At 66.2% G+C, this 23198-nt stretch carries 18 protein-coding genes; 12 read left to right on the top strand and 6 right to left on the bottom strand.

Translation table 11 applies throughout. The features are described 5' to 3' along the window. Positions 1–6: 6 nt before the first annotated feature. Together mrdA and rodA are read left to right on the top strand one after the other, a co-directional pair. Complete coding sequence (gene mrdA / locus BAU06_RS23100; RefSeq protein ID WP_082988429.1) at positions 7–2070, top strand: penicillin-binding protein 2; 2064 nt, start codon at positions 7–9, stop codon at positions 2068–2070. Continuing rightward, on the top strand, positions 2067–3203 hold the full coding sequence (rodA, locus tag BAU06_RS23095) for a rod shape-determining protein RodA (protein WP_066356152.1): 1137 nt from the start codon (positions 2067–2069) through the stop codon (positions 3201–3203). The genes mrdA and rodA overlap by 4 nt, the downstream gene beginning before the upstream one ends. A gap of 10 nt (positions 3204–3213) precedes the next feature. Here the strand turns inward: rodA and mutY are convergent, their stop codons facing one another. Then, entirely contained in the window at positions 3214–4293 is a 1080-nt protein-coding gene (gene mutY / locus BAU06_RS23090; protein ID WP_066356147.1) for an A/G-specific adenine glycosylase, read from the bottom strand. Positions 4294–4520: 227 nt separating this feature from the next. Between mutY and BAU06_RS23085 the strand changes: the two genes are divergently transcribed. After that, positions 4521–8159 (top strand): indolepyruvate ferredoxin oxidoreductase family protein, encoded by a 3639-nt coding sequence (locus BAU06_RS23085; RefSeq protein WP_066356146.1) that lies wholly within the window; start codon positions 4521–4523, stop codon positions 8157–8159. Between the two features lie 82 nt (positions 8160–8241). Here the strand turns inward: BAU06_RS23085 and cheD are convergent, their stop codons facing one another. From cheD to BAU06_RS23070, 3 genes are all read right to left on the bottom strand, one after another. Continuing rightward, positions 8242–8883, bottom strand: coding sequence for a chemoreceptor glutamine deamidase CheD (gene cheD / locus BAU06_RS23080; RefSeq protein ID WP_066356142.1), 642 nt, complete (start codon positions 8881–8883; stop codon positions 8242–8244). Positions 8884–9143: 260 nt separating this feature from the next. Then, the gene (locus BAU06_RS23075; protein WP_066356138.1) at positions 9144–10052 is read right to left on the bottom strand and encodes a cell division protein FtsX; all 909 of its coding nucleotides are present in this window, start codon (positions 10050–10052) and stop codon (positions 9144–9146) included. Further along, positions 10049–10723, bottom strand: a complete 675-nt coding sequence (locus BAU06_RS23070) for a cell division ATP-binding protein FtsE (RefSeq protein WP_066359625.1) — start codon at positions 10721–10723, stop codon at positions 10049–10051. The genes BAU06_RS23075 and BAU06_RS23070 overlap by 4 nt, the downstream gene beginning before the upstream one ends. A gap of 234 nt (positions 10724–10957) precedes the next feature. Between BAU06_RS23070 and BAU06_RS23065 the strand changes: the two genes are divergently transcribed. The 5 genes from BAU06_RS23065 to BAU06_RS23045 all read left to right on the top strand — a co-directional run bounded on the left by BAU06_RS23065 (position 10958) and on the right by BAU06_RS23045 (position 16873). Further along, entirely contained in the window at positions 10958–11974 is a 1017-nt protein-coding gene (locus BAU06_RS23065; RefSeq protein ID WP_066356136.1) for an amino acid ABC transporter substrate-binding protein, read from the top strand. Between the two features lie 76 nt (positions 11975–12050). Beyond that, a complete protein-coding gene (locus BAU06_RS23060) occupies positions 12051–13241 on the top strand; it encodes an amino acid ABC transporter permease (RefSeq protein WP_066356131.1) in 1191 nt (396 codons plus the stop codon). 363 nt (positions 13242–13604) lie between these two features. After that, positions 13605–14627 (top strand): amino acid ABC transporter permease, encoded by a 1023-nt coding sequence (locus BAU06_RS23055; RefSeq protein ID WP_231934134.1) that lies wholly within the window; start codon positions 13605–13607, stop codon positions 14625–14627. Between the two features lie 26 nt (positions 14628–14653). Next, positions 14654–15394 (top strand): amino acid ABC transporter ATP-binding protein, encoded by a 741-nt coding sequence (locus BAU06_RS23050; RefSeq protein WP_066356130.1) that lies wholly within the window; start codon positions 14654–14656, stop codon positions 15392–15394. A gap of 267 nt (positions 15395–15661) precedes the next feature. Beyond that, complete coding sequence (locus tag BAU06_RS23045; protein WP_066356129.1) at positions 15662–16873, top strand: AAA family ATPase; 1212 nt, start codon at positions 15662–15664, stop codon at positions 16871–16873. Between the two features lie 715 nt (positions 16874–17588). Here BAU06_RS23045 and BAU06_RS23035 read toward each other — a convergent pair. Then, positions 17589–18215, bottom strand: a complete 627-nt coding sequence (locus BAU06_RS23035) for a CGNR zinc finger domain-containing protein (protein WP_066356128.1) — start codon at positions 18213–18215, stop codon at positions 17589–17591. A 375-nt stretch (positions 18216–18590) separates the two neighbouring features. Between BAU06_RS23035 and BAU06_RS23030 the strand changes: the two genes are divergently transcribed. The 4 genes from BAU06_RS23030 to BAU06_RS23015 all read left to right on the top strand — a co-directional run bounded on the left by BAU06_RS23030 (position 18591) and on the right by BAU06_RS23015 (position 22420). Then, positions 18591–19496: an alpha/beta fold hydrolase gene (locus tag BAU06_RS23030; protein ID WP_066356127.1), complete on the top strand. Its 906-nt coding sequence runs from the start codon at positions 18591–18593 to the stop codon at positions 19494–19496. Between the two features lie 89 nt (positions 19497–19585). Continuing rightward, a complete protein-coding gene (locus tag BAU06_RS23025; protein WP_066356124.1) occupies positions 19586–20560 on the top strand; it encodes a zinc-binding alcohol dehydrogenase family protein in 975 nt (324 codons plus the stop codon). Positions 20561–20589: 29 nt separating this feature from the next. Further along, positions 20590–21360: an SDR family oxidoreductase gene (locus BAU06_RS23020; protein WP_066356117.1), complete on the top strand. Its 771-nt coding sequence runs from the start codon at positions 20590–20592 to the stop codon at positions 21358–21360. A gap of 52 nt (positions 21361–21412) precedes the next feature. After that, positions 21413–22420, top strand: a complete 1008-nt coding sequence (locus BAU06_RS23015; RefSeq protein WP_066356114.1) for a Bug family tripartite tricarboxylate transporter substrate binding protein — start codon at positions 21413–21415, stop codon at positions 22418–22420. Positions 22421–22555: 135 nt separating this feature from the next. Here the strand turns inward: BAU06_RS23015 and maiA are convergent, their stop codons facing one another. After that, on the bottom strand, positions 22556–23194 hold the full coding sequence (maiA, locus tag BAU06_RS23010; protein ID WP_066356109.1) for a maleylacetoacetate isomerase: 639 nt from the start codon (positions 23192–23194) through the stop codon (positions 22556–22558). Positions 23195–23198: the final 4 nt, after the last annotated feature.

Raw genomic sequence — 23198 nt, 5'->3', positions numbered from 1 at the left:
CCGAACATGTTCGAATTCAAAAAAACCGGCGCCCAGCAGAAGCAGCGCTTCCGGCTCCGGGCCTGGGTGGGCGGCCTGGCGGCGCTGCTGTGCTTCGCGCTGCTCATCGGTCGCTTCTGGATGCTGCAGGTGGACCGCTATGAAGGCCTGTCCGAGCGGGCGGACCGCAACCGCATCGCGGTGGTGCCCATCCCGCCCCGGCGCGGCGAGATCCTGGACCGTAACGGCACGGTCCTGGCGCGCAACTACCGCACCTACACCCTGGAGATCGTCCCGGCCCAGGTGGGCAGCATCGATGCGCTGTTCAAGGCGCTGACCCCGGTCGTGTACATCAGCCCCGCCGACCAGCGCAGGCTGAAGCGCCGCATCGCGGAAAACAGCCGCTACGCCACGCTGACGCTGCGCGACAACCTGAACGACACGGAAGCCGCCTGGTTCGCCGCGCACGCGTTCCAGTTTCCCGGCGTGGAGCTGCGCGCGCGCTGGGTGCGGGAGTACCCGGAGGGCCAATCCGCCGCGCATGTGGTCGGCTATATCGGCCGCATTTCCGAAGGCGATATCGAAGAACTGGAAGCCAGCGGCCAGCTCGGCAACTATCGCGGCACCGATGTCATCGGCAAGAAGGGCATAGAGAAAAGCTGGGAAGCCCAACTGCACGGCCGCACCGGCCTGGAGGAAGTCGAGGTCACGGCGGGCGGCCGCCCGGTGCGCACCCTGCGGCGCATCGATCCCGTGCCCGGCTCCGACATCGAACTGTCCATCGACCTGCGCCTGCAGAAAGTGGCCGAGGAAGCCTTCGGCGACCAGCGCGGCGCCCTGGTCGCCATCGATCCGGACACGGGCGAAGTCCTGGCCTTCGTCTCGCAGCCTTCGTTCAACCCCAACCTGTTCGTGGATGGCATCGACGTCGACAACTGGCGCATGCTGAACGAATCGCCGGACCATCCCCTGATCAACCGCCCCATCTACGGCACCTACCCGATCGGTTCCACGTACAAGCCCTTCGTCGCCATGGCGGCGCTGGAGCTGGGCAAGCGCCGCGCCACCGACCGCATTCCCGATCCCGGCTATTTCGAGTTCGGCGGACAGAAGTTCCGCAATGCCGCCGGCGCGGTGTTCGGTCCCACCGATATGCACAAGGCGCTGGTGGTGTCCTCGGATACCTATTTCTTTTCGCTGGGGCCCGAAATCGGCGTGGATGCCTTGCACGATTTCACCAAGCAGTTCGGCTTCGGCCAGATCACCGGCATCGACCTGGACGGGGAAAAGCGCGGCGTGCTGCCGTCTACCGCCTGGAAGCGCAGCGCCTACAAGGACAAGGACAAGCAGCGCTGGTATGCCGGCGAATCGGTGTCCGTGGCGGTGGGCCAGGGCTACAACGCCTTTACCATCCTGCAGCTGGCGCAGGCCACGTCCACGCTGGCCAATAATGGCCTGTACCGCAAGCCGCACCTGGTGCACGCGGTGGAAGATCCCCGCACGGGCGCCTTCGCCGACACGCCCAGTACGCCCAATTACCAGATACCGCTGCACCAGGCCAACCTGGATGTCGTCAAGAACGCCATGGCCGACGTAGTGCGCGTGGGGACCGCCCGGCAGGCGTTCCGGGGCGCCGCCTACCAGGCGGCGGGCAAGACCGGCACCGCCCAGGTGTACAGCCTGCGCGGCGCCCGCTACCACGCCAGCTCGGTGGACGAGCGCCTGCGCGACCACGCCTTGTTCATGGGCTTCGCGCCGGTGGACCATCCCCGCATCGCCGTGGCGCTGATCGTGGAAAACGCCGGCTGGGGCGCCAGCGCGGCCGCGCCGATCGCGCGCAAGGTGTTCGATGCCTGGCTGCTGCGCGACCAGCCCGACACGCCGCCGCGGCAGCCCGATGTCGCCGCCGGCCAGCCCGGGGCCGCGGCGCCGCGCGCGGTGGCCTCGGCGGCCACGCCTCCCGCGCCCGCGCGCAAGCCGGGAACGCCGCCTCGGCGTCCCGACGTGGCGGTCAACACGACCGACATGCCGCCGCGCCAGCCCGGCACCGCGGTCAATGCGGGCGCCGCCGCGCAGGAGAGCAATCGATGAAACGCCTGGCGCTGATCCTGCTGCGCGTGGTCACGGTTTTCGACTGGCCGCTGCTGTTCATCCTGTTGCTGTTGACGGCCCTGGGCCTGACGGTCATGCATTCCGCGGTCGGCAGTACCGACTGGCGCTTCGCGGACCAGTCGCGCAATTTCATCATCGCCTTCTTCGCCATGTGGGCGGTGGCGCTGATTCCGCCCAAGATGCTGATGAAGCTGGCGCCGCCCGCCTATGTGCTGGGCGTGGCGCTGCTGCTGGCCGTGGAGCTGTTCGGCGAAACCAGCAAGGGCGCCACGCGGTGGCTGAACCTGGGCGTCACGCGCATCCAGCCTTCCGAGATGATGAAGATCGCGCTGCCGCTGATGCTGGCCTGGTACTTCCAGCGGCACGAAGGGCAGGTCCGCATACGGGACTTCCTGTTCGCCGCGGTGCTCCTGGGCGTGCCCTTCCTGCTGATCGTTCGGCAGCCCGACCTGGGCACCGCCTTGCTGGTGTTCGGCGCCGGCTTCTGCGTCATCTACTTCGCCGGCTTGTCGTTCAAGCTGCTGATACCCGTGGTGCTGGCCGGCGTCATCGGCATCGGCACGCTGGTCAGCTACGAAGGCCAGCTTTGCCAGCCCGAGGTGGACTGGGTGGTCCTGCACGACTACCAGAAGCACCGCGTGTGCACCCTGCTGGATCCCAGTTCCGATCCCCTGGGGAAGGGCTTCCATACCATCCAGTCCATGATCGCGGTGGGCTCGGGCGGCCTGTATGGCAAGGGCTACATGAAGGGCACCCAGACGCACCTGGACTTCATCCCGGAACGCACCACCGACTTCATCTTCGCGGTCTATGCCGAGGAGTTCGGCCTATATGGCGGCGTGCTGATCCTGGTGCTGTACGGGCTGCTGATCGCGCGCGGGCTGACTATCGCCACGCGGGCCACCTCACAATTCGGCCGGCTGCTCAGCGGATCGCTGACCATGATGTTCTTCATCTATGTGTTCGTGAACATCGGCATGGTGACGGGGATCCTGCCCGTGGTGGGGGTGCCGTTGCCATTCATGAGCTATGGCGGGACAGCCTTGCTTACCGTGGGTGTCGCCTGCGGCATGCTGATGAGTGTCAACCGGCATCGTTCCGTGAAGGCCTAGGCCGGCGCGGCTAGGCCGCCGGCGCCATGGCGTCTTCCGGCAGCCCTGCCGCGAACAAACCGTCGATCAGCTTGCGAACCGGCGCGGGCAGCGCGACCTGGGCGGTCTGGAATGCGTCCACCCATCGCCATGCGCGATCGTCTTTGGAAGGCGGCGCCGCCAGGACCACGTACCAGGGCCGGACGTGCAGGCGGAAATGCGTGAACGTATGCGAAAACGCCGCCAGCTCGAAGGCCTGCGCCGGGGTCGCGCCCAGGGCCTGGCAGGCCGAGCGCGCATCCTGCGCGATGTCGAATTCCGGCAGGCTCCAAAGACCGCCCCAGATTCCCGTTGCCGGCCTCTGTTCGAGCAATATCCGGCCTTCGTGGCGCAGGACCAGCATCCCGGTGCTGCGTTCGGGAGAGGGTTTGCGCGCCTTCGGGGTGGGCAGTTCCGCCTGGCGGCCCTCGCGCCGCGCGATACAGGTTTCGTTGACGGGGCAGCGTTCGCACAGCGGCTTGCCGCGTATGCAGACGGTCGCGCCCAGGTCCATCAATCCCTGCGTATAGGCCGGCATATCGACGCCGTGACCCGCGCCGTCGTGCAATTGCGCGTCCGCCAGCGCCCACAGCCGGGTTTCCGTCTCGCGCCGTGCCGGGTCGCCGGCTATGCCGAAATGCCGGGCGAAAACGCGCTTGACGTTGCCGTCCATGATGGGCGATCGCTCGCCGTAGGCGAAGGCGGCGATGGCCGCCGCGGTGGAGCGCCCGATGCCCGGCAATGTCGCGATGGCGGCCGCGTCCGGGGGAAAGCGTCCGCCCCAGTCGCGCGCGATTTCCTGCGCGCAGCGATGCAGGTTGCGGGCGCGCGCGTAGTAGCCCAGGCCGGCCCAGTATGGCATGACCGCTTCCTGGTCCGCGGCGGCCAGGGCATGCAGGTCTGGGAAGCGTTCCAGGAAGCGCTGGTAATAGGGGATGACCGTGCTCACCTGGGTCTGCTGCAGCATGATTTCCGACAGCCAGATGCGGTAGGGGTCCCGGGTGTTCTGCCACGGAAGATCGTGGCGCCCGTGGCGCTGCTGCCACGTGGCGATACGGGTTGCGAAGTCCATGGGCGGGATTATTGCACCGCGACGCGGCCCTGGGCCCGGCCTAGCGCGGCCCGGCCTGACGCGACATACTCAGCGGGAACACCAATTGCGCCGCTGCTGTGCCAGGAGTAAAAGACCGATACAGGCTGGGACGCAAAAGCCTGCTTGACTGTTCATGCCGGCCGGCAAGCCTTCACAAGAGGCGCTCCCCCAGCCGGCGTGGGCCATCCAAAACAAACGGAGACTGCATGAACGCCCCCCTAACGCCGGCGCAGCGCGCCGCGCTCGACTCCGTCCAGCTGGACGACAAATATTCCCTGGAAACCGGACGTGCCTGGATGAGCGGCATCCATGCGCTGGTGCGCCTGCCCATGATGCAGCGCACCCGCGATGCGCGCGCCGGCCTCAATACCGCGGGTTTTATCTCCGGGTATCGCGGCTCGCCGCTTGGCGGCGTGGACCTGAATATGTGGAAGGCGGCCAAGTATCTCAAGGCCCACCACGTGGTGTTCCAGCCGGGGGTGAACGAGGATCTCGCGGCCACCGCGGTGTGGGGTTCCCAGCAGGTCAACCTGTTCCCGGGGGCGCGCTATGACGGCGTGTTCGGCATGTGGTACGGCAAGGGGCCAGGCGTGGACCGGTGCGGCGATGTCTTCAAGCACGCCAACGCCGCGGGCACGTCGCGCCACGGCGGCGTGCTGGTGGTGGCCGGCGACGACCATCCCGCCAAGTCGTCGACCCTGCCGCACCAGAGCGATCATTTGCTCAAGGCCTGCCTGATCCCGGTGCTGTTCCCGTCCACGGTGCAGGAGGTCCTGGACTACGGCCTGCACGGCTGGGCCATGAGCCGCTACGCCGGCGTATGGGTCGGCATGAAATGCATCACCGATATCGTGGAAGTCTCGGCCTCGGTAGAGGTCGATCCCGAGCGCGTGCGCATCGTACTGCCGCACGACTTCCAGATGCCGCCCGACGGGCTGAACATCCGCCTGCCCGATACCCCGCTGGAACAGGAAGCGCGCCTGCTGGACTTCAAGCTGTATGCGGCGCTGGCCTATGCGCGGGCCAATGGCTTGAACCGTGAACTCTGGCAGGTGCCGCGCGAGTCCGCCCGCTTCGGCATCATGACCTCCGGCAAGGCGTATCTGGACACGCGGCAGGCGCTGTCCGACCTGGGGCTGGACGAAGACACCTGCCGCCGCATCGGCGTGCGGCTCTTCAAGGTAGGCATGGTATGGCCGCTGGAAGCGACGGGCATGCAGGCCTTCGCCGAGGGCCTGGACGAGATCCTGGTGGTGGAGGAAAAGCGCCAGGTGCTGGAATACCAGCTCAAGGAAGAACTGTTCAGCTGGATAGGCAGTGGCAAGAAGATCCCGCGCGTCGTCGGCAAGTTCGACGACAAGGACGGCGGCGAATGGGCCGTGCCCCAGGGCAACTGGCTGCTGCCCGCGCATTATGAATTCTCTCCGGCCATCGTGGCCAAGGCCATCGGCGCGCGGCTGCTGAAATTCGAACTGCCGGCCGATGTGCGCGCCGGCATCGAGGCCCGGCTGGCCTTCATCGAGGCCCGCGAGCGGGCGCTGGCCCGCCCGCGCGTGGTGGCGGAACGCAAGCCCTGGTTCTGCTCGGGCTGTCCGCACAATACGTCCACGCGCGTGCCGGAAGGATCGCGCGGCATGGCCGGCATCGGTTGCCATTACATGGTGCGCTGGATGGGCCGCCAAACCGATCTTTATACGCACATGGGCGGGGAAGGCGTGCCCTGGCTGGGCCACGCGCCCTTCACCGACGAAAAACACGTGTTCGCCAACCTGGGCGATGGCACGTACTTCCATTCCGGCCTGCTGGCCATCCGCGCGGCGGTGGCGGCCAAGACGCCCATCACCTACAAGATCCTGTTCAACGATGCCGTGGCCATGACCGGCGGCCAGCCGGTGGACGGCCCCATCAGCGTGCCCATGATCACGCGCCAGCTCGCCGCGGAAGGCATCGAGAAAATCGTCGTGGTGACGGACGAACCGCACAAGTACAAGGCCATGAGCGGCATGGCGCCCGGCGTGCCGGTGCTGCACCGGGACGAACTGGATCGCGTGCAGCGCGAACTGCGCGACTATCCGGGCGTGTCCATCCTGATCTACGACCAGACCTGCGCCACGGAAAAACGCCGGCGCCGCAAGCACAACGCCTATCCCGATCCCGCGCGCCGCGTGGTCATCAACGAACGGGTATGCGAAGGCTGCGGCGACTGCTCCGACAAATCCAATTGCCTGTCCGTCGAGCCATTGGAAACCGAGTTCGGCCGCAAGCGCACGATCAACCAGTCCAGCTGCAACAAGGATTTCTCCTGCCTGAACGGTTTCTGCCCCAGCTTCGTTACGGTGGAAGGCGGCAAGCTGCGCAAGCCCAAGGGCATCGGCGCACGGGATGCCATCGACGGGGCCCTGCCGGAGCCCGAGCAACCCACGCTGGACCGTCCGTACGGCGTCTTCATCGCGGGGGTTGGCGGCACGGGCGTGGTCACCATAGGCCAGCTGCTGGGCATGGCCGCGCACCTGGAATCCAAGGGCTGCTCGGTGCTTGATATGGCGGGCCTGGCGCAAAAGGGCGGCGCGGTGCATTCCCATGTCGTCCTGGCGCGTTCACCCGGCCATCTGCTGAATACGCGCGTGGCCATGGGCGAGGCCGACCTGGTGCTGGCCGGCGACCTGGTCGTGGCCAGCAGCCAGGATGCGCTGGCCCGCATGCATCCGCAACGCACGCGGCTGCTGCTCAATAGCGATGTGGCGCCGACCGCCGCCTTCATCTCCAATCCGGACTGGCGGCTACCGTCCGCCAGCCTGCAGCGCGATATCGGCAGCGCCTGCATGCCGGGGCAGGTCGATGCGGTGGACGCCGCCGAATTGGCCGTGGGCTTGCTGGGCGATGCCATCTACGCCAACCCCCTGATGATGGGGTATGCCTACCAGAAGGGATGGATCCCGCTGGGCCACGAATCGCTGCTGCGCGCCATCGAGCTCAACGGCCAGCAGGTGGACAACAACAAGGCCGCCTTCGCCTGGGGGCGGCGCGCGGCGCATGACCTGGCGGAGGTCCAGCGCCTGATCAAGCCGGCCGAGGCGGACGCGGCCCAGGCCGGCTCTCCCGGCGCGGACATCATCGAGATCCGCCGCGGCAAGGGCGCCGGCGGCGGCGACGCGGGCGCGTCCCGCCGCCTGCCGGGCGACCTGGCCACGCTGGTCGGCCGGCGCGAGCGTTTCTTGCAGGATTACCAGAGCGCGGCATATGCGCGGCGCTACGTGGAATTCGTCGAGCAGGTCGCGGCGGCCGAGTCGTCCGCCACGGGTACCTCGCGCCTGGCGCAAGCCGTGGCGCGCAACTACTTCAAGCTCATGGCCTACAAGGACGAATACGAGGTGGCCCGCCTGTACAGCGATGGGGCCTTCCTGCGGCGTATCGGCGAGCAGTTCGAGGGCGACTGGAAGCTGAACTTCCACCTGGCGCCCCCGGGACTCGCGCGGCGCGACGCCGACGGACATCTGGTCAAGCGTGCCTACGGGCCATGGATGATGAAGGCCTTCCGGGTGCTGAGCAAGGCGCGTTTCCTGCGGGGCACGCCGTTCGATCCCTTCGGCCATACCCGCGAACGGCGCGGCGAGCGCGCGCTGATCCAGCAATACCGCGAGACTATCGCGTCGCTGCTGCCCCGGCTGGGCCGCGGCAACCTGGACCTGGCCGTGGCGCTCGCGGAACTGCCCGAAGAGATACGCGGCTATGGCCACATCAAGGAAGCCGCGATGGCGAAGGCCGAGGCGCGGCGCCGCGAGCTGTTGCAGCGGCTCGATGGCGGTAGCCAGGCCGACACGCACGGCAGCGCGCGGGCCGCGTAAAAGCTGGGCTGGGGCGTTCCGATCCGCGGCGCAAGGATCCCCGGCGCAACGCGCCGGGGCATGATCCGGGGGGGCGCCTGGGTCAGGGCGCGACGGGGCGCCGCGCGCGGGGCGGCATATTGAACAATTCGAGCCGCGGCTTGGCCACGGTTTTTTCCTTCAGGGTTTCCACCACGGCCACTTCGCGCTTGGCGATGATTTCGGTGGCGCGGGTCTTGGTGACCATCTTGCGCACCATGACCCGGCCGTCGCGGGGAAAGAAACTGATGCGGCGGGCGTAGACGTCGCCCAGGTCGCGCGCCAGCACGGGGATGTTTTCCATCGCCAGGTAGTTCAGCACGAACTGGCCGTTGCGCTCGCCGATGTTCATCTGCTGCATCGCTTCCAGTACGGCGCCGCCGCCGAAGACCTTGGCCTGCAGGCGCTCGCGCGCCGCGCCGGCCTTGAGCACTTCGTTGATCAGGACTTCCATGGCGAAGGCGCCATAGCGCATGGTCGCGGAGGCCGGCGACTGGCTGTCGCCTTCGGGAAGCATGAAGTGGTTCATGCCGCCCACCCCGGTCTGCGGGTCGCGGATACAGGCCGCCACGCAGGAGCCGAGCACCGTGGTGATCATCAGGTCGTCGCCTGTGACGTAGTACTCGTTGGGCAGCACTTTGACTGCCTGATAGTTGAAGGCACTATCAAAATAGTGGCGCGTCGCGCGGGCGTCACGGGCAGACATGGTGGGTCGGGCTTCTAGGGGCGGAGGGAGCAACGATATTACTAAATTTGTCTGAAACTTCTACTTTATTTCTGATGCCCCTTCCGGGATCCCAGCGAAAGCATCGCCAAGGCGGTTGCCGCCCGCCGCCGGCCAGCGGTTACATGTCGGCCGGCGTCCGGTCGCACCGGACGCGGACGACGGGCCCGACGGCCTTGGGGGCAAGGCCGTCATGGCACTATTCCACGGAAGTCCCCGGCTGATTTGCCCGATTAAGCGGCTTAAAAGCGCGTACTGCGAGTGACTGACCAGCGCGCCGACAGGGCGGCCAGGATGGCCGCCGCCGCCACGGCCAGCGCCAGCCATGGCGCTTCGGGCAGGTGCAGGGCGAAATCCGCCCCGTAGCTGTGCGCCAGCGTGGCCAGGGCGTCGTTCAGGGGCGACAGCGCCAGGACGGCGATCGCTATGCCGAGCAAGGCGGCAAGGCCCCCGGAGAGGGCGCCCAGGTAAAGGAAAGGCCGGCGCACGAAGGACTCGGTGGCGCCGACCAGGCGCGCGACGGCGATTTCCTCGCGCTGGGTCAACGCCTGCAGCCGGACGGTATTGAATACCGTGGCCAGCACCACGACGGCCACGCAGGCCGCCAGCAATACCAGGCCGATCCGGGCGAAGCGCAGCAGGGCTTCCATGCGCTGGACCCAGTCGCTGTCCAGCTGTACCTGTTCCACCTGGTCCCAGGCCTTCCATGCCTGCGCGAGCCGCGCCGCCCGGCCGGCCAGGTCGTCGCCGTCGCGCAGCGTCGCCACCACCGCGTCGGGAAGCGGATTGCCCGGCAGGACGGCCAGCGCCTCGGCCCATGTGGGATTGCGCCGCAGCGCCGCCAGGGCCGCGTCGCGACCGACGGTACGGACTTCCCGCACCTGGTCGCCATAGTCCTTGCGTATCCGGTCGGCCACGGCCTGCGCCGCGCCGGCCGGCGCATCCATCTTCATGAAGACGGTCAGTTCCGGCGTGACCGAAAGCTGGCGCGCCACGGGCTGCACCGATACCAGGATGGCCGCGCCCAGCACCGGCAGGGCCAGCGCCAGGGCCATGACCAGCAGGTTCGCCAGCGAGGAAAACGGTTGGGCCAGCATGCGCCGCAAGGTAATGCCCAGGGCATAGCGATGTTGCCGCAGCCATGCGTTCATGCCTGGGCCTCCTGCGACAGGTCGGCGAAGCGGCCGGGTTCGATCCGCAATACCCGCTGCGCGTAATGGGACATCAATTCCTGGTCGTGCGAGGCGATCAGCGTGGTGACGCCGACCCGGTTGAAATCGCGGAACACATTCATGATGCGCAAGGCGCTGTCGTGGTCCAGGTTGGCGGTAGGTTCGTCGGCGATCAGGATGGCGGGCCGGTTGACGATGGCGCGCGCGATCGCCAGGCGCTGCTGTTCCCCGCCGGACAACTCGATGGGATTCAGGGTTTCCTTGCCGGAGAGCCCGACCTTGTCCAGCGCGGCACGGGCGCGCGCGGCGGCCGAGTCCCTTGGCTGCCCGGTGACGGCCAGGGGCAGCATGACGTTCTCGAAGGCGTTGCGGTCATAAAGCAGGTGGGTGTCCTGCAGGATGACGCCCACCGCGCGCCGCAGGTAGGGCCGGGCGCGCTGCGGCAGTTTGTCCAGCCGCTGGCCGTTGACCTGGATGGAGCCCCGGCTGGGCGGTTCCAGCCCGCCGATCAGCTTGAGCAGCGTGGATTTGCCGGCGCCCGAGGGGCCCGACACAAAGACGAATTCGCCCGCGGTAATGCGGAAATTGATATCGGCCAGGATATTGCGGCCGCGTCCATACGATTTGAATACGTGCTGGAATTCGATCATGGCGGATAGGCGGATGAAGCCGCAATAGTACCGTGTACCGCGCCGCGCCACGGTGCCGCGAAGGGCGCCCGCCATTCCACGTGTTTATGCGTCCCCAAAATTTGACGGAGAGGTCGCAGGGATTTCCCGCATGTCCCTGGTTTTTGCGCGGGGCTACCATGCGCCGCATCAAAGGCGGCCGCCCTTTCGTCCGTCGTTGTCCCATTTACCGCCCATTTCGAAATGGAGACCACCATGAAGACCTGGAAAACGGCCGCCCTGGGCGCCGCGCTGCTGGCCCTGAGCGGTGCCGCCCACGCCGGCGCGACCTACGACAACGTCAAGAAGAAAGGCTTCGTCCAATGCGGGGTGTCCACCGGCGTGCCGGGTTTCTCCGCCGCCGACAGCAAGGGCGAATGGAAAGGCCTGGACGTGGATTTGTGCCGCGCCATCGCGGCCACCATGTTCAACGACTCCACCAAGTTCAAGGTGACGCCGCTGAACACGCAGCAGCGCTTCACCGCGCTGCAGTCCGGCGAAATCGACGTGCTGACCCGCAACACCACCGAGACCCTGACGCGCGACACCACCCTGGGCCTGATCGGCACGGGCGTGAACTACTACGACAGCCAGGGCGTCATGGTGTCCAAGGACCTGGGCGTGAAGAGCGCCAAGGAACTGAACGGCGCCACCGTCTGTGTGCAGCCGGGGACCACCACCGAGCTGAACCTGGCCGACTGGTTCCGCGCGAACAAGATCGAATTCAAGCCCGTCGTCATCGAGAAATACGACGAGATCGTGCGCGCGTTTTCCGCCGGCCGCTGCGACGCCTTCACCACCGACAAATCGCAGCTGGCATCCACCCGCACCACGCTGGAGAACCCGGACAAGTACATCATCCTGCCGGAGGACTTTTCCAAGGAACCGCTGGGCCCCATGGTGCGGCAGGACGACGTGCAATGGTTCAACGTGGTGCGCTGGACGCTGAACGCCATGCTGGAGGCCGAGGAATACGGCGTGAAGTCGGATAACGTCGACGCCATGCTCAAGAGCACCAACCCCAATGTGCAACGCATCCTGGGCGTGACGCCCGGCATGGGCAAGAACCTGGGCGTGGACGACAAGTGGGCCTACAACATCGTCAAGCAGGTGGGCAATTACGGGGAAAGCTTCGAGCGCAATCTGGGCACCGGCAGCCCGATGAAGCTGCCGCGCGGCCTGAACGCGCAATGGAAGCAGGGCGGCCTGATGTACGGATGGCCGATCCGTTGATCGCGCGCAAGTACGGCGCGCGCGCCCGCGGGCGCCGCGCCGCTTTGCGCCGGATCGCTTGGTGTATGGTGGCGACATGACCCCCGATTCCAAAGCGCCGCCCGTGGCCGCGCCTGTCCGCAAGCTTTCCTGGAACGACCCGGGCGTGCGTGCAATCGTGTACCAGGTCATCGCCCTGGCGGCCGTCGCCTGGCTCGCCTGGTTCCTGGTATCGAACACACTGCACAACCTCGCGTCGCGCAATATCTCCACGGGCTTCGGTTTCCTGGACCGCGAGGCCGGCTTCGCCATCGGCGAGACACCCATCTCCTATACGCCGGCCAACACCTACGGCCGGGCCATTGTGGTGGGCCTGCTCAATACCTTGCGCGCGGCCGTTATCGGCATCGTGCTGGCGACGGTGCTGGGCACGCTGATCGGCATCGCGCGCCTGTCGCGCAATTGGCTGGTGGCCAAGCTCGCCTCCGTCTACGTAGAGGTGATGCGGAATATCCCCTTGCTGCTGCAGCTGTTCTTCTGGTATGCCCTGATCACCGAGAACATGCCAGGGCCGCGGCAGGCGCACCAGCCCCTGCCCGGCGTGTTCATTTCCAATCGCGGGCTGAAGCTGCCCACGTTGCAGGGCGATGCGCTGGACTGGATGCTGGGCGGGCTGGCGCTGGCCATCGTGCTGATTCTGGCCCTGGCCCATTGGGGCAACAAGCGGCGCGAAGCCACCGGCCGAATCTTCCCCCTGGTGCGCTGGGCCATCGGCCTGATCGTCGTCCTGCCCCTGTCGGGATGGCTGGTCAGCGGCGCGTCGCTCACGCTGGACGTACCGGTGCTGCGCGGCTTCAATTTCGCCGGCGGCATGACGCTGACACCGGAGTTCGCCGCCTTGCTGGCCGGACTGGTCAGTTATACGGCGGCCTTCGTCGCCGAGGTCGTGCGCTCCGGCGTACAGGCCGTGAATGTCGGACAGTGGGAGGCCGCGGGATCGCTGGGCTTGCGGCGCGGCCTGGTGCTGCGCCTTGTGGTGCTGCCGCAGGCCCTGCGCGTGATCATTCCGCCGATGACCAGCCAGTACCTGAACCTGACCAAGAACAGTTCGCTGGCCGTGGCCATCGGCTATCCGGACATCGTGTCGGTGGTCAATACCACCCTGAACCAGACCGGCCAGGCCATCGAAGGGATCCTGATAATCATGGCGGCCTATCTGACGGTCAGCCTGTCGATCTCGGTGCTGATGAACTGGTACAACAAGCGCATCGCGCTGGTAGAACGATGAAGGCCCACCCCCGAAGTGCTGCCCGCTTCCCCCTCGAGGGGGCAAGGCATGCGGACCGGCAAAGCCGGCTCCGCGGCGTTCCCGATCGCGCCGCACCCCTTGCTTGCGGCGCGGGAGAGCGGATGGGGCATGGGCTACGGTCATTCCCGAAGGCTAAGGAAGGGCGAAATGAACGGGTCAGGTGAGCCGCCGCGCATGCATCCCGGCGCCGCCGCGCCGACGGAAGGGGGCGTCACGCCGGACGTTCCGACGATCGACGGCCTGCCCCCTGCCGGGCCGGGCGGTCCCGCCGGCGCGCCGTCGCCGGCCGTGGATGGCTTGCCGCCGCCAGCCAGCCAGACCGGCGTGGCCGGATGGCTGCGCATGCGGCTGTTTTCGTCGCCGCTGAATATCCTGCTGACCGTCCTGATCGCCTGGTTCCTGTTGCTGGCCGTGCCGGCGCTGCTGGAATGGCTGCTGGTCAAGGCGAACTTCTCCGCGACGACGGCGCAGGAGTGCCGGGCATCCGGCGGCGCGTGCTGGGCCTTCATCCGGGAGAAGCACAGGCTGATCCTGTTCGGCACCTATCCCTACGACGAACAATGGCGCCCCCTGGCCGCCACCGTGGTGCTCATCGCCGTGATCGTCTGCAGCGGCATCCGCCGCTTCTGGACACCGCGGCTGGTGCTGCTGTGGGTGGTCGGCCTGGCGGCGGTCGCGGTACTGATGTGGGGCGGTGTCTTCGGGCTGACCTATGTCGAGAACGAGCGCTGGGGCGGGCTGCCGCTGACGCTGATCCTGGCGACCTTCGGGATCGCTCTTGCCTTCCCGTTCGGCGTACTGCTGGCGCTGGGCCGGCGTTCCCGCCTGCCCGCCATCAAGGCGCTGTGCGTGGTCTACATCGAGCTGATACGCGGCGTGCCGCTGATCAGCCTGCTGTTCATGTCGTCGGTCATGCTGCCCTTGTTCCTGCCCGAGGGCTATACCATCGACAAGCTGCTGCGCGCGCAGATCGCCATCATCCTATTCGCCGGCGCCTATATCGCCGAAACCGTGCGGGGCGGCCTGCAGGCCATTCCGAAGGGGCAGTACGAGGGCGCGGCCTCGCTGGGCCTGACCTATTGGCAGCAGATGCGCAAGATCATCCTGCCGCAGGCCTTGCGCATCGTGATTCCCCCGCTGGTCAGCATTTTCATTTCGCTGTTCAAAGACACATCGCTGGTGGTCATCATCGGTATCTTCGACCTGACCCTGGCGGCCAAGGCGGCGCTTTCCGACGCGGCATGGCGCGGCTTCGGCGTCGAAGCCTATCTGTTCATCGCTTTCATCTATTTCATTTTCTGCTTCTCGATGTCCAAGTACAGCCAGGCGCTGGAACGCCGGCTGGCCCAGGGCTATCGCCGATAAGACGCCAGATGCAAGGGAGCGCCCGCATGGCCGACGCCATTATCCGTATGCAGGACGTGAACAAGTGGTACGGCCAGTTCCACGTGCTGCGCAATATCAACCTGGACGTCGCGCCCGGCGAACGCATCGTGATCTGCGGCCCCTCGGGCTCGGGGAAATCCACGCTGATACGCTGCATCAATCGCCTGGAGGAACACCAGCAGGGCCACATCGTCGTCAACGGCACCGAGCTTACCAACGACCTGAAGCACATCGAGATCATCCGGCGGGATGTCGGCATGGTATTCCAGCACTTCAATCTGTTCCCGCACCTGACGGTGCTGGAAAACCTGACGCTGGGTCCCATGTGGGTGCTGAAGAAGCCCCGTGCAGAGGCGGAAGCCGCGGCGCTGAAATACCTGGAACGGGTACGCATTCCCGAGCAGGCCAATAAATTCCCCGGGCAGCTGTCCGGCGGCCAGCAGCAGCGCGTGGCCATTGCGCGGTCGCTGTGCATGAATCCCAAAATCATGCTGTTCGACGAACCCACGTCCGCGCTGGACCCCGAAATGGTCAAGGAAGTACTGGACGTGATGGTGAAGCTGGCGGAGGAAAGCGGCGTGACCATGCTTTGCGTCACGCACGAGATGGGCTTCGCGCGCAAGGTCGCCGACCGGGTCATCTTCATGGATCGCGGCGAAATCATCGAGCAGAACACGCCGGACGAATTCTTCGATCATCCGCAAAGCGACCGGACCAAGCTCTTCCTGAGCCAGATCCTGCATTGATACACGGTTGGCGAGCGGTCGCGGCTCCCATGGGGCGCGGCCGCGCTAGTCATCGTGGCCCGAAAAGCCGAGCGTCCGCCGCTCACCGTGACCGCGATCCGGGTCGCTCGGCGTACCGCTGCGGGACGGACCGGCCGAGTCGGCTTGGCCACCGATCTCGCATACCGATAGGGTGTTTTTCCCTCTCGATTTGCATAAATTCTCGTTCCAAGGGACAATTTCGACGAAATTTTGTCGTAATGCTCCGATGGGGTCTTTGGGCTGGCCATGATTCTTGCCGTCGAAATCGAGAACTTCATGTCGATACGGGATCGTCAGCGCATCGATCTGCAGGTCGGGGGCGCCGTGGACGACTGCCCCGAGCGTTACGCTCCGACGTGGCGCGGATCTAGCCGGCGCGTACCGAAGGTAATTGCTTTTTTCGGTGCCAACGCTTCGGGCAAATCGACGGTGTTGCGTTCGCTCCAATACCTGGTGTGGTTCGTGCGCGAGAGCTTCCAGTTCGGACCGGCGCAATCTTTACCCTTCGAGCCCTTCTGGGACGGTTCTTGCCACGATGCGCCGACGGTGCTCGCGGTGGAGTTTGCCGGCCCCGAGTCCGTCAGGGGTGTTGAAAGTGGAAAGCCGCAATGCCGGTATCGCTACGAACTGCGATTGCATACTGCCGGCGGCAAACGGACGGTGCTGAATGAATCGCTTTTTTTCTGGCCCAGCCGTGCAAAGCGCCTGGTGCGGCTATTCGAGCGGGATGCCGCTGGAGACGTCGTAGCGGGTCCGGACTTCGGCCTTGCCGGCCATAAGTCCGTGTTGAAGAAAATCCTGCGCGATAACGCCAGCGTGATTTCCACCCTGGCGCAACTTGACCATGCTCCCTCGCTTGCCTTGCAACAGGCCGCGTATCGTGTCTCCTCGAATATTTTCCTGGAGAAGCTGCAGGTGAACGAGAGCCAGATGCTCCAGTACTACCAGGCGAATCCGGCGTTGCTGGATGCGCTCAATGGCGATCTGCCTCGCATCGACTTGGGGATCCAGTCCATGATGATCGGACAGGGACCGAACGGGCTCATCGCGACATTTCGCCACCGCGGCTTATCCCGCGAAGTTCCCCTCATGCTGGAAAGCCACGGTACCAGGCAATTCCTGCAGATCTATCCCTTTCTGATGGATGCCTTGCAACGCGGCGGGATCGCGATTGTCGATGAGCTGGACTTGGCGATTCACCCCACGGTGTTGCCGGAGATCTTGCGTTGGTTCTATTCCCCGCAGCGCAATCCCCACAGCGCGCAGCTTTGGATGACCTGCCAGAACAGCTCCCTGTTGGAAGAACTCGTGAAGGAAGAGATCTACTTCTGTGAGAAAGACCCCACGGGCGCGACGTCCGTTTATGGGCTCAAGGACATCCAAGGCGTCCGCAGGATCGACAACTTCTATCGCAAGTACATGGGCGGCACCTATGGCGCCGTGCCAACCATCGGGTGAGCTCGTGACCAGCCAGAGGATCCTGCAGAGAAAAAGGGTTTTCGTCGGGTGCGAGGGGGAGAGTGAGCGAAGCTACGTGGCGGTGCTGCAGAAGCTCCTCGGACCGGGCGCGGGGTATCACCTGGTTGGCGAAGTGCTGAGTGGGGGCGATCCCTTGGCGATCCTGGAGTCCGCGAAAAAGGCGCTACGCAAAGACGCGGTATCCGGACGTGCGGCGTTCGTCGGAAGGTTCGTCATGCTGGATGACGATCTGAGGGGACGCGATCCGCGCAGGGACCAGGCGTGTCTCGGGTTGCAGAGCGCTTGCGCGTGACATTGATCTGGCAGTCGCCTTGCCATGAGGCGGTCCTTCTGCGGCATTTGGAGCGCTGCCAGCACAGGCGGCCTCCCACGAGCCGAGAAAGCGAAGACCAGCTCCGCTCGGAATGGCCTGGCTATGTCAAGAACTTCGGAAGCGGCAGATTGAGCGAGCGGCTGGACCTCCGGGCGCTTTCGAGGGTGAGCGGGCACGAGCCGCAATTGGCCACTCTGTTCAAGCTGGTCGGCCTGGTTCGCTGATCCCTCCCGCTCGGTTCTACGCCGGTGCACCTCTGTACCGCAGTGCCAACCCCGCTGCCGCAGTGGGGGCCCGTCGCCGATTCGCGCAGCTGCGGTATGACCGGTCATTTCATGGCCGGGTCGCATCCTCTCTTGTGGGCGACAAGCGGCGCGCGGTTTACCGCCCGGCCGCTTCCTTTGCCCGTTGGCGATGCGCGGCGACCTTGGCGCGGTTGCCGCAGACCGCCGTGCTGCACCACCGTCGGCGATGGCCGCGGGTATGGTCGGCGAACAGCAGCGTGCAGCGCGCGCCCTCGCAGGCTTTCACGTGTGTCATGTCCTCGGTGCTGACGAAGCGCGCCAGCGCTTCGCCGATGGGCAGCAGCAGCGATTCGGGGGATCGCCAGCGGCGCGTCACGCGCAGCTCCAGCGCGCCGACCGGCGCGGGCACCACCTGCGTATAGCTCTCGTCGCGTTCCAGCAGACGATTCAAGGGCTCCAGCCCGTGCAGGGCTTCGGGAGTCAGCGGGCGTCCCATGTGGCGCCGCACGAAGTCCCTGAACCACTCGCGCAGCGCGCGGGCCTGGGCGGCTACCGCGTCCAGCTCCCCCGGCATGGCCCGCCCGCGCAGCGCCGCGAGTTCCTCGGCCGGCACCAGGCCGGCCTGCTCCAGCCAGGCGAGCAGGCCCTCTCCATCCGAAATCCAGTCTATGGGCGTGTCGGTAGGCGTGGCGATCGAATTAAGGAAGTCCAGCGCCGTGGCGTCGGCGATGAACATGGCGGGTGGGTGGGCGTGGTCGTGCATCCGGTATCCCTTTGCCACGTGGTCGTGGCCGATTGATGTAACCCATCAAAAAGTTGTTGACAGGTTAGCATTGCTGCTAATAACCTTGCAACCCTTGTCAGAAAGGTTACCCGGGAAGCGCTCGGAGAAGAGGTCGCAACCCTGCCAGGCTGCCGATGCGGACGGCTTGATGGCCGAGCCGTCAAGGCTTTCGCCACGGTTCAGCAGCGTCCGGATCCATGAGGCCAGGGAGCCGGCGACGCGGCCGAGGCGCACGGCTCGACGCATGCCTCCACACGTGAATCGCGCATTTTGCTTGCATTAGAAAGGTTACACAACACGGGCGCATCCGCGTCCGCATCCATCCGACGAACCACGACCCACGAGGAAAACGCCATGACCACGAACGCAACGACCGCCAACGTCACGACCGCCAAGGCAGCGACCCGCATCGCCTATCGCCGCGTCCCCGCTGGCGGCCTGGATGTCTTCTACCGCGAGGCCGGCACGCCGGGCGCGCCCAAGCTGCTGCTCTTGCACGGCTTTCCCAGTTCGAGCCATATGTTCCGGGATCTGATTCCCTTGCTGGCGGATGACTTCCACATCATCGCGCCGGACCTGCCCGGTTTCGGCCAGACCGAAATGCCCCCGCGCGAACAGTTCGACTACACCTTCGACAATTTCGCCCGCGTGATGGAGGCGTTCACGGAGGCCGTGGGCTTCGATCGCTACGCCGTGTATGTGTTCGACTATGGCGCGCCCACCGGTTTCCGCATGGCCTTGCGGCATCCCGAGCGCATACGCGCCATCATCTCGCAGAACGGGAACGCGTATGAGGAGGGCCTGAGCGAAGGCTGGAATCCCATCCAGGCGTATTGGCGCGATCCCTCGGCGCAGAACCGGGCGGCGCTGCGCGCCTTGCTGACACCCGAAACGACGAAGTGGCAGTACACGCATGGCGTCGCCGATCCCGCGGCGGTCTCGCCCGACGGCTATGGCCTGGACGACCATTACCTGGCGCGTCCCGGCGCCGATGAGATCCAGCTGGATATCTTCGGCGACTACAAGAACAACGTGGCCTTGTATCCGGACTTCCAGGCCTACTTCCGCGCGCACCAGCCGCCGCTGCTCGCGGTGTGGGGCCGGAACGATCCCTTCTTCCTGCCGCCCGGCGCGGAGGCCTACAAGCGGGATATCCCCTCGGCCCGGGTGCGCTTCTTCGATACCGGCCATTTCGCCCTGGAAACGCATGCCGGCGAGATCGCGGCCGAGATCCGCGCCTTCCTGACGTCCCTTGCCTGAATCGACGGGCCGTTCCGCAACGGCCCGCCCGACCCTTGCCGCGCCAGGCCCCTGGCGCCCGCGCGGCCATCCATCATCGGAGACACATCATGCGCGCAATCGTCCTGGAAAAATTCGGCGGGCTGGACAGCCTGGTCTACAAGGACATCCCGGACCCCGAGCCACTGCCAGGCCATGTGGTGATCGAAATCAAGGCCTTCGGTATCAACCACGCCGAAATGCATATGCGAAGAGGCGAATGGGCCGAGGCTGCACCCGTCAGCGGCATCGAGTGCGTGGGCGTGGTCAAGTCCTGTCCCGGCGGCGAGTTTCCGGTCGGGGCCAAGGTGGCGGCGTTGATGGGCGGCCTGGGCCGCACCATCAACGGCAGTTATGCCGAATACACCCGCGCGCCGGCCAGCAATGTGGCCTTGATCGATGCCGATCTGCCATGGGCGGACCTGGCGGCGATTCCCGAGACCTACGCCACCGCGTGGACCTGCCTGTTCCGCAACCTGGATCTTCAACCGGGCCAGACGCTCGCGATACGCGGCGCGACATCGGCTTTCGGCCAGGCGGCCGTGAAGCTGGCCGTCAATGCCGGCGCCAAGGTCATCGCCACCACTCGCAATCCCGGACGCTTCGACATGTTGCTGGGCCTGGGCGCGACGCGTGTCGAGGTGGAGGGGCCGGACCTGTCCAAGCGCATCGCAGAGGCCCGCCAGCTGGATGCGGTGCTGGATCTGGTGGGCAACAGCACCATCCTCGATTCCCTGGCCATGTTGCGGCGAGGCGGCAAGGCTTGCCTGGCAGGATGGCTGGGCGGCCTTGCGCCCATCGCCGACTTCAATCCGCTGCTGCAGATGTCCAGCGGCGTGTACCTGACCTTCTTCGGCAGCTTCGTGTTCGGCACACCGGGCTTCCCGCTGTCGGACGTTCCGCTGCAGGCCATCGCGCGCGATGTGGCGGCGGGACGCTTGCAAGCCAAACCCAGCCGGGTTTTCCGGTTCGAGGAAATCCACGAAGCGCATCGCGTGATGGAAGCGAACGAGGCGGCCGGCAAGATGGTCGTCGTACACGATTGAAATCCGCATCGTCCACAGGGAGAAAAGCCATGCACGGAAAAGTAGCCATCGTGACCGGCGCGAGCCAGGGAATCGGCCGGTCCGCCGCCATTCGCCTGGCGCGGGACTTCGACGCCATCGCGCTGGTGGCGCGCAATCGCGCGAAGCTGGAGGAAACCGCCGCGGCGGTGCGGGAGGCGGGCGCGGAGCCCTTGGCGATCGCCGCGGACCTGGCCGACCCCACGGCGGCGGCCGCCGCGGTCGACGCGACGGTGACGGCCTTCGGCGGTCTGGACGCGTTGTTGAATATCGCCGGCGCCGTGCCGCAGATCGATCTGTTCGAGACCTCGGATGCGCAATGGGACCAGGGCATGGCGCTCAAGCTGCACGGCGCCAGGCGGCTGACGATCGCGGCGTGGCCGCACCTGAAATCGTCCCAGGGGGCGGTGGTATTGATGTCGGGAAACTCGGCGCAGCAACCCAAGGCCGCCGCGGCGGCCTTGGGTACCATCAACGCGGCCATCGTCGCGCTGGCCAAGGCCTTTGCCGATCGAGGTATCGCTGACGGTGTGCAGGTCAATAGCGTGCTGCCGGGCGCGGTGATGACGGACCGGCGCCGCTCGGGCCTGGAGCGCTGGGCGTCGCTGCGCGGTGTCACGCTGGAAGAAGCGGTCGCCCGGTTTCCGCGCGAGGCCGGCATCGCGCGCTTCGGGGAATCCCAGGAAATCGCCGACCTGATGGCCTTTCTGGTGTCGCCCGCGGCACGCTGGATGACGGGGGCCGCGCTGCGCGTGGACGGGGGCGAGGTCCAGGCGGTGTAAACAATCTCAGTTATGCTACGGCTTGTTTCAAAACATGGGAACGGAGGAGAGCATGTCCCTTAATTCATTCGCGCGCCTGGGCCGGTTGCTGGCCTGCGGCGCCCTGGCCGTAGCCGCCCTGGCGCCCGCCGTGGGCCAGGCCGCCGACAACTATCCCAGCAAGCCTTTGCGTTTCATCGTGCCGTATCCGCCCGGCGGTCCGCTGGACACCATGGCGCGCATGCTGGCCGAGAAAGTCCGCGGCGACCTGGGCCAGCCCGTCATCGTGGAAAACCGCGCGGGCGCCGGCGGCAATATCGGTGCGGACCTGGCGGCCAAGGCGCAGCCGGACGGCTACACGCTGGTGATGGGCGCCGTGGCGACCCACGCCATCAATCCCTGGCTGTTCAAGAACCTGCCCTATGACCCGATCAAGGACTTCGCGCCCGTCACCATCGTCGCGTCCGTGCCCAATGTGCTGGTCATGAATGTCGACTTCGCCAAGAAGAACAACATCAATTCGCTGGGCGACCTGATTGCCTATGCCAAGGCCAATCCCGGCAAGCTGAACTACGGCTCGGGGGGCAACGGCAGCGCGGGCCATTTGTCCGGCGAACTGCTGAAGGCGCGCGCCGGAGTCAACATCGAGCACATTCCTTATCAGGGCGCGGCGCCGGCCCAGCTGGCCCTGCTCTCGGGTCAATCGGATTTCATGTTCGATAACCTGGCCGCGTCGGCTCCGCTGATCAAGGACGGCAAGGTGAAGGCCCTGGCGGTGACCACCCGCGAGCGTTCGTCGCTGCTGCCCGACGTGCCGACGGTGGAACAGTCCGGCGTGAAGGATTTCGACCTGGGTACCTGGTTCGGCGTCTTCACGACCGGCGGCACGCCGCAGGCCGTGGTGGACAAGCTGAACAAGGCCTACGGCGCCGCGCTGATGCAGCCGGACGTGCGCCAGCGCCTGCTGACGATGGGCTCGGAAATCAAGCCCATGTCGCCCCAGCAGTTCGCCGACTTCGTGCGCAACGAGAAGAGCAAGTACAAGGAGATCGTGCAGGTGTCCGGCGCCAGCACGAATTGACGGGGATGGGCTGGCGCCCATCCACGCATTCCGGTAACCGCCTGCTTTCGCCGCCCCGCGCGGCGCGAGCAGGCGGTTTTCTTTTCCAGGGCGGCATGGCGCCGCCGGACTGGCCGCGCCGCGTGCCCCGCCTTGCTAGGCCGTGTAGTCGGGCTGCGCGGACGGTGCGGCGCGCTGGAAGGCCTCGATGGTGCCGCAATGCGCGTGGACGGCCATGGCGCGCGGATAGGCCGACATATCGCAGCCCATGCGCTGTGCATTGGCGATCTGCGGCACCAGGCAGACATCGGCCAGCGTGGGCGCATCGCCAAAGCAGAAGTCGCCGTGGCCGTAGCGCTCCAGCAGGGCTTCCACGGCGCGCATGCCATCCTGCACCCAATGCCGGTACCAGGCATCCTTCTGTTCCGCCGTCACGCCCAGCACGTCGGTCAGGTAGCGCAGGATGCGCAGGTTGTTCACCGGATGGATATCGCACGCGATGACGCTGCTCAGTTCCAGCACCCGGGCGCGCGCGACGGCCTCGCGCGGGATCAGGCGCGGTTCCGGATGCGTAGCGTCCAGGTAGTCGACGATGGCCAGCGACTGTCCCAACTGCAGGTCGCCATCGTGCAGCATCGGCACGCTGCCCGAGGGGTTCATCGCCATATACGCCGCGGCCCGGTGCTCCAGCTTGCGGATGTTGATGGGCCGGATGCCGGCGTCCAGTCCCTTCAGCGCCAGGGCGATACGGACGCGGTAGGAAGTGGAGCTGTTGAAGAAACTGTAGAGTTGCATGAAT

Origin of the sequence: Bordetella bronchialis, from assembly GCF_001676705.1 — a bacterium.
GTDB classification, from domain to species: Bacteria; Pseudomonadota; Gammaproteobacteria; order Burkholderiales; family Burkholderiaceae_B; genus Bordetella_C; species Bordetella_C bronchialis.
Note: the sequence above shows the minus strand (reverse complement) of the source record. Positions and strands in the feature narration are given on the sequence as shown.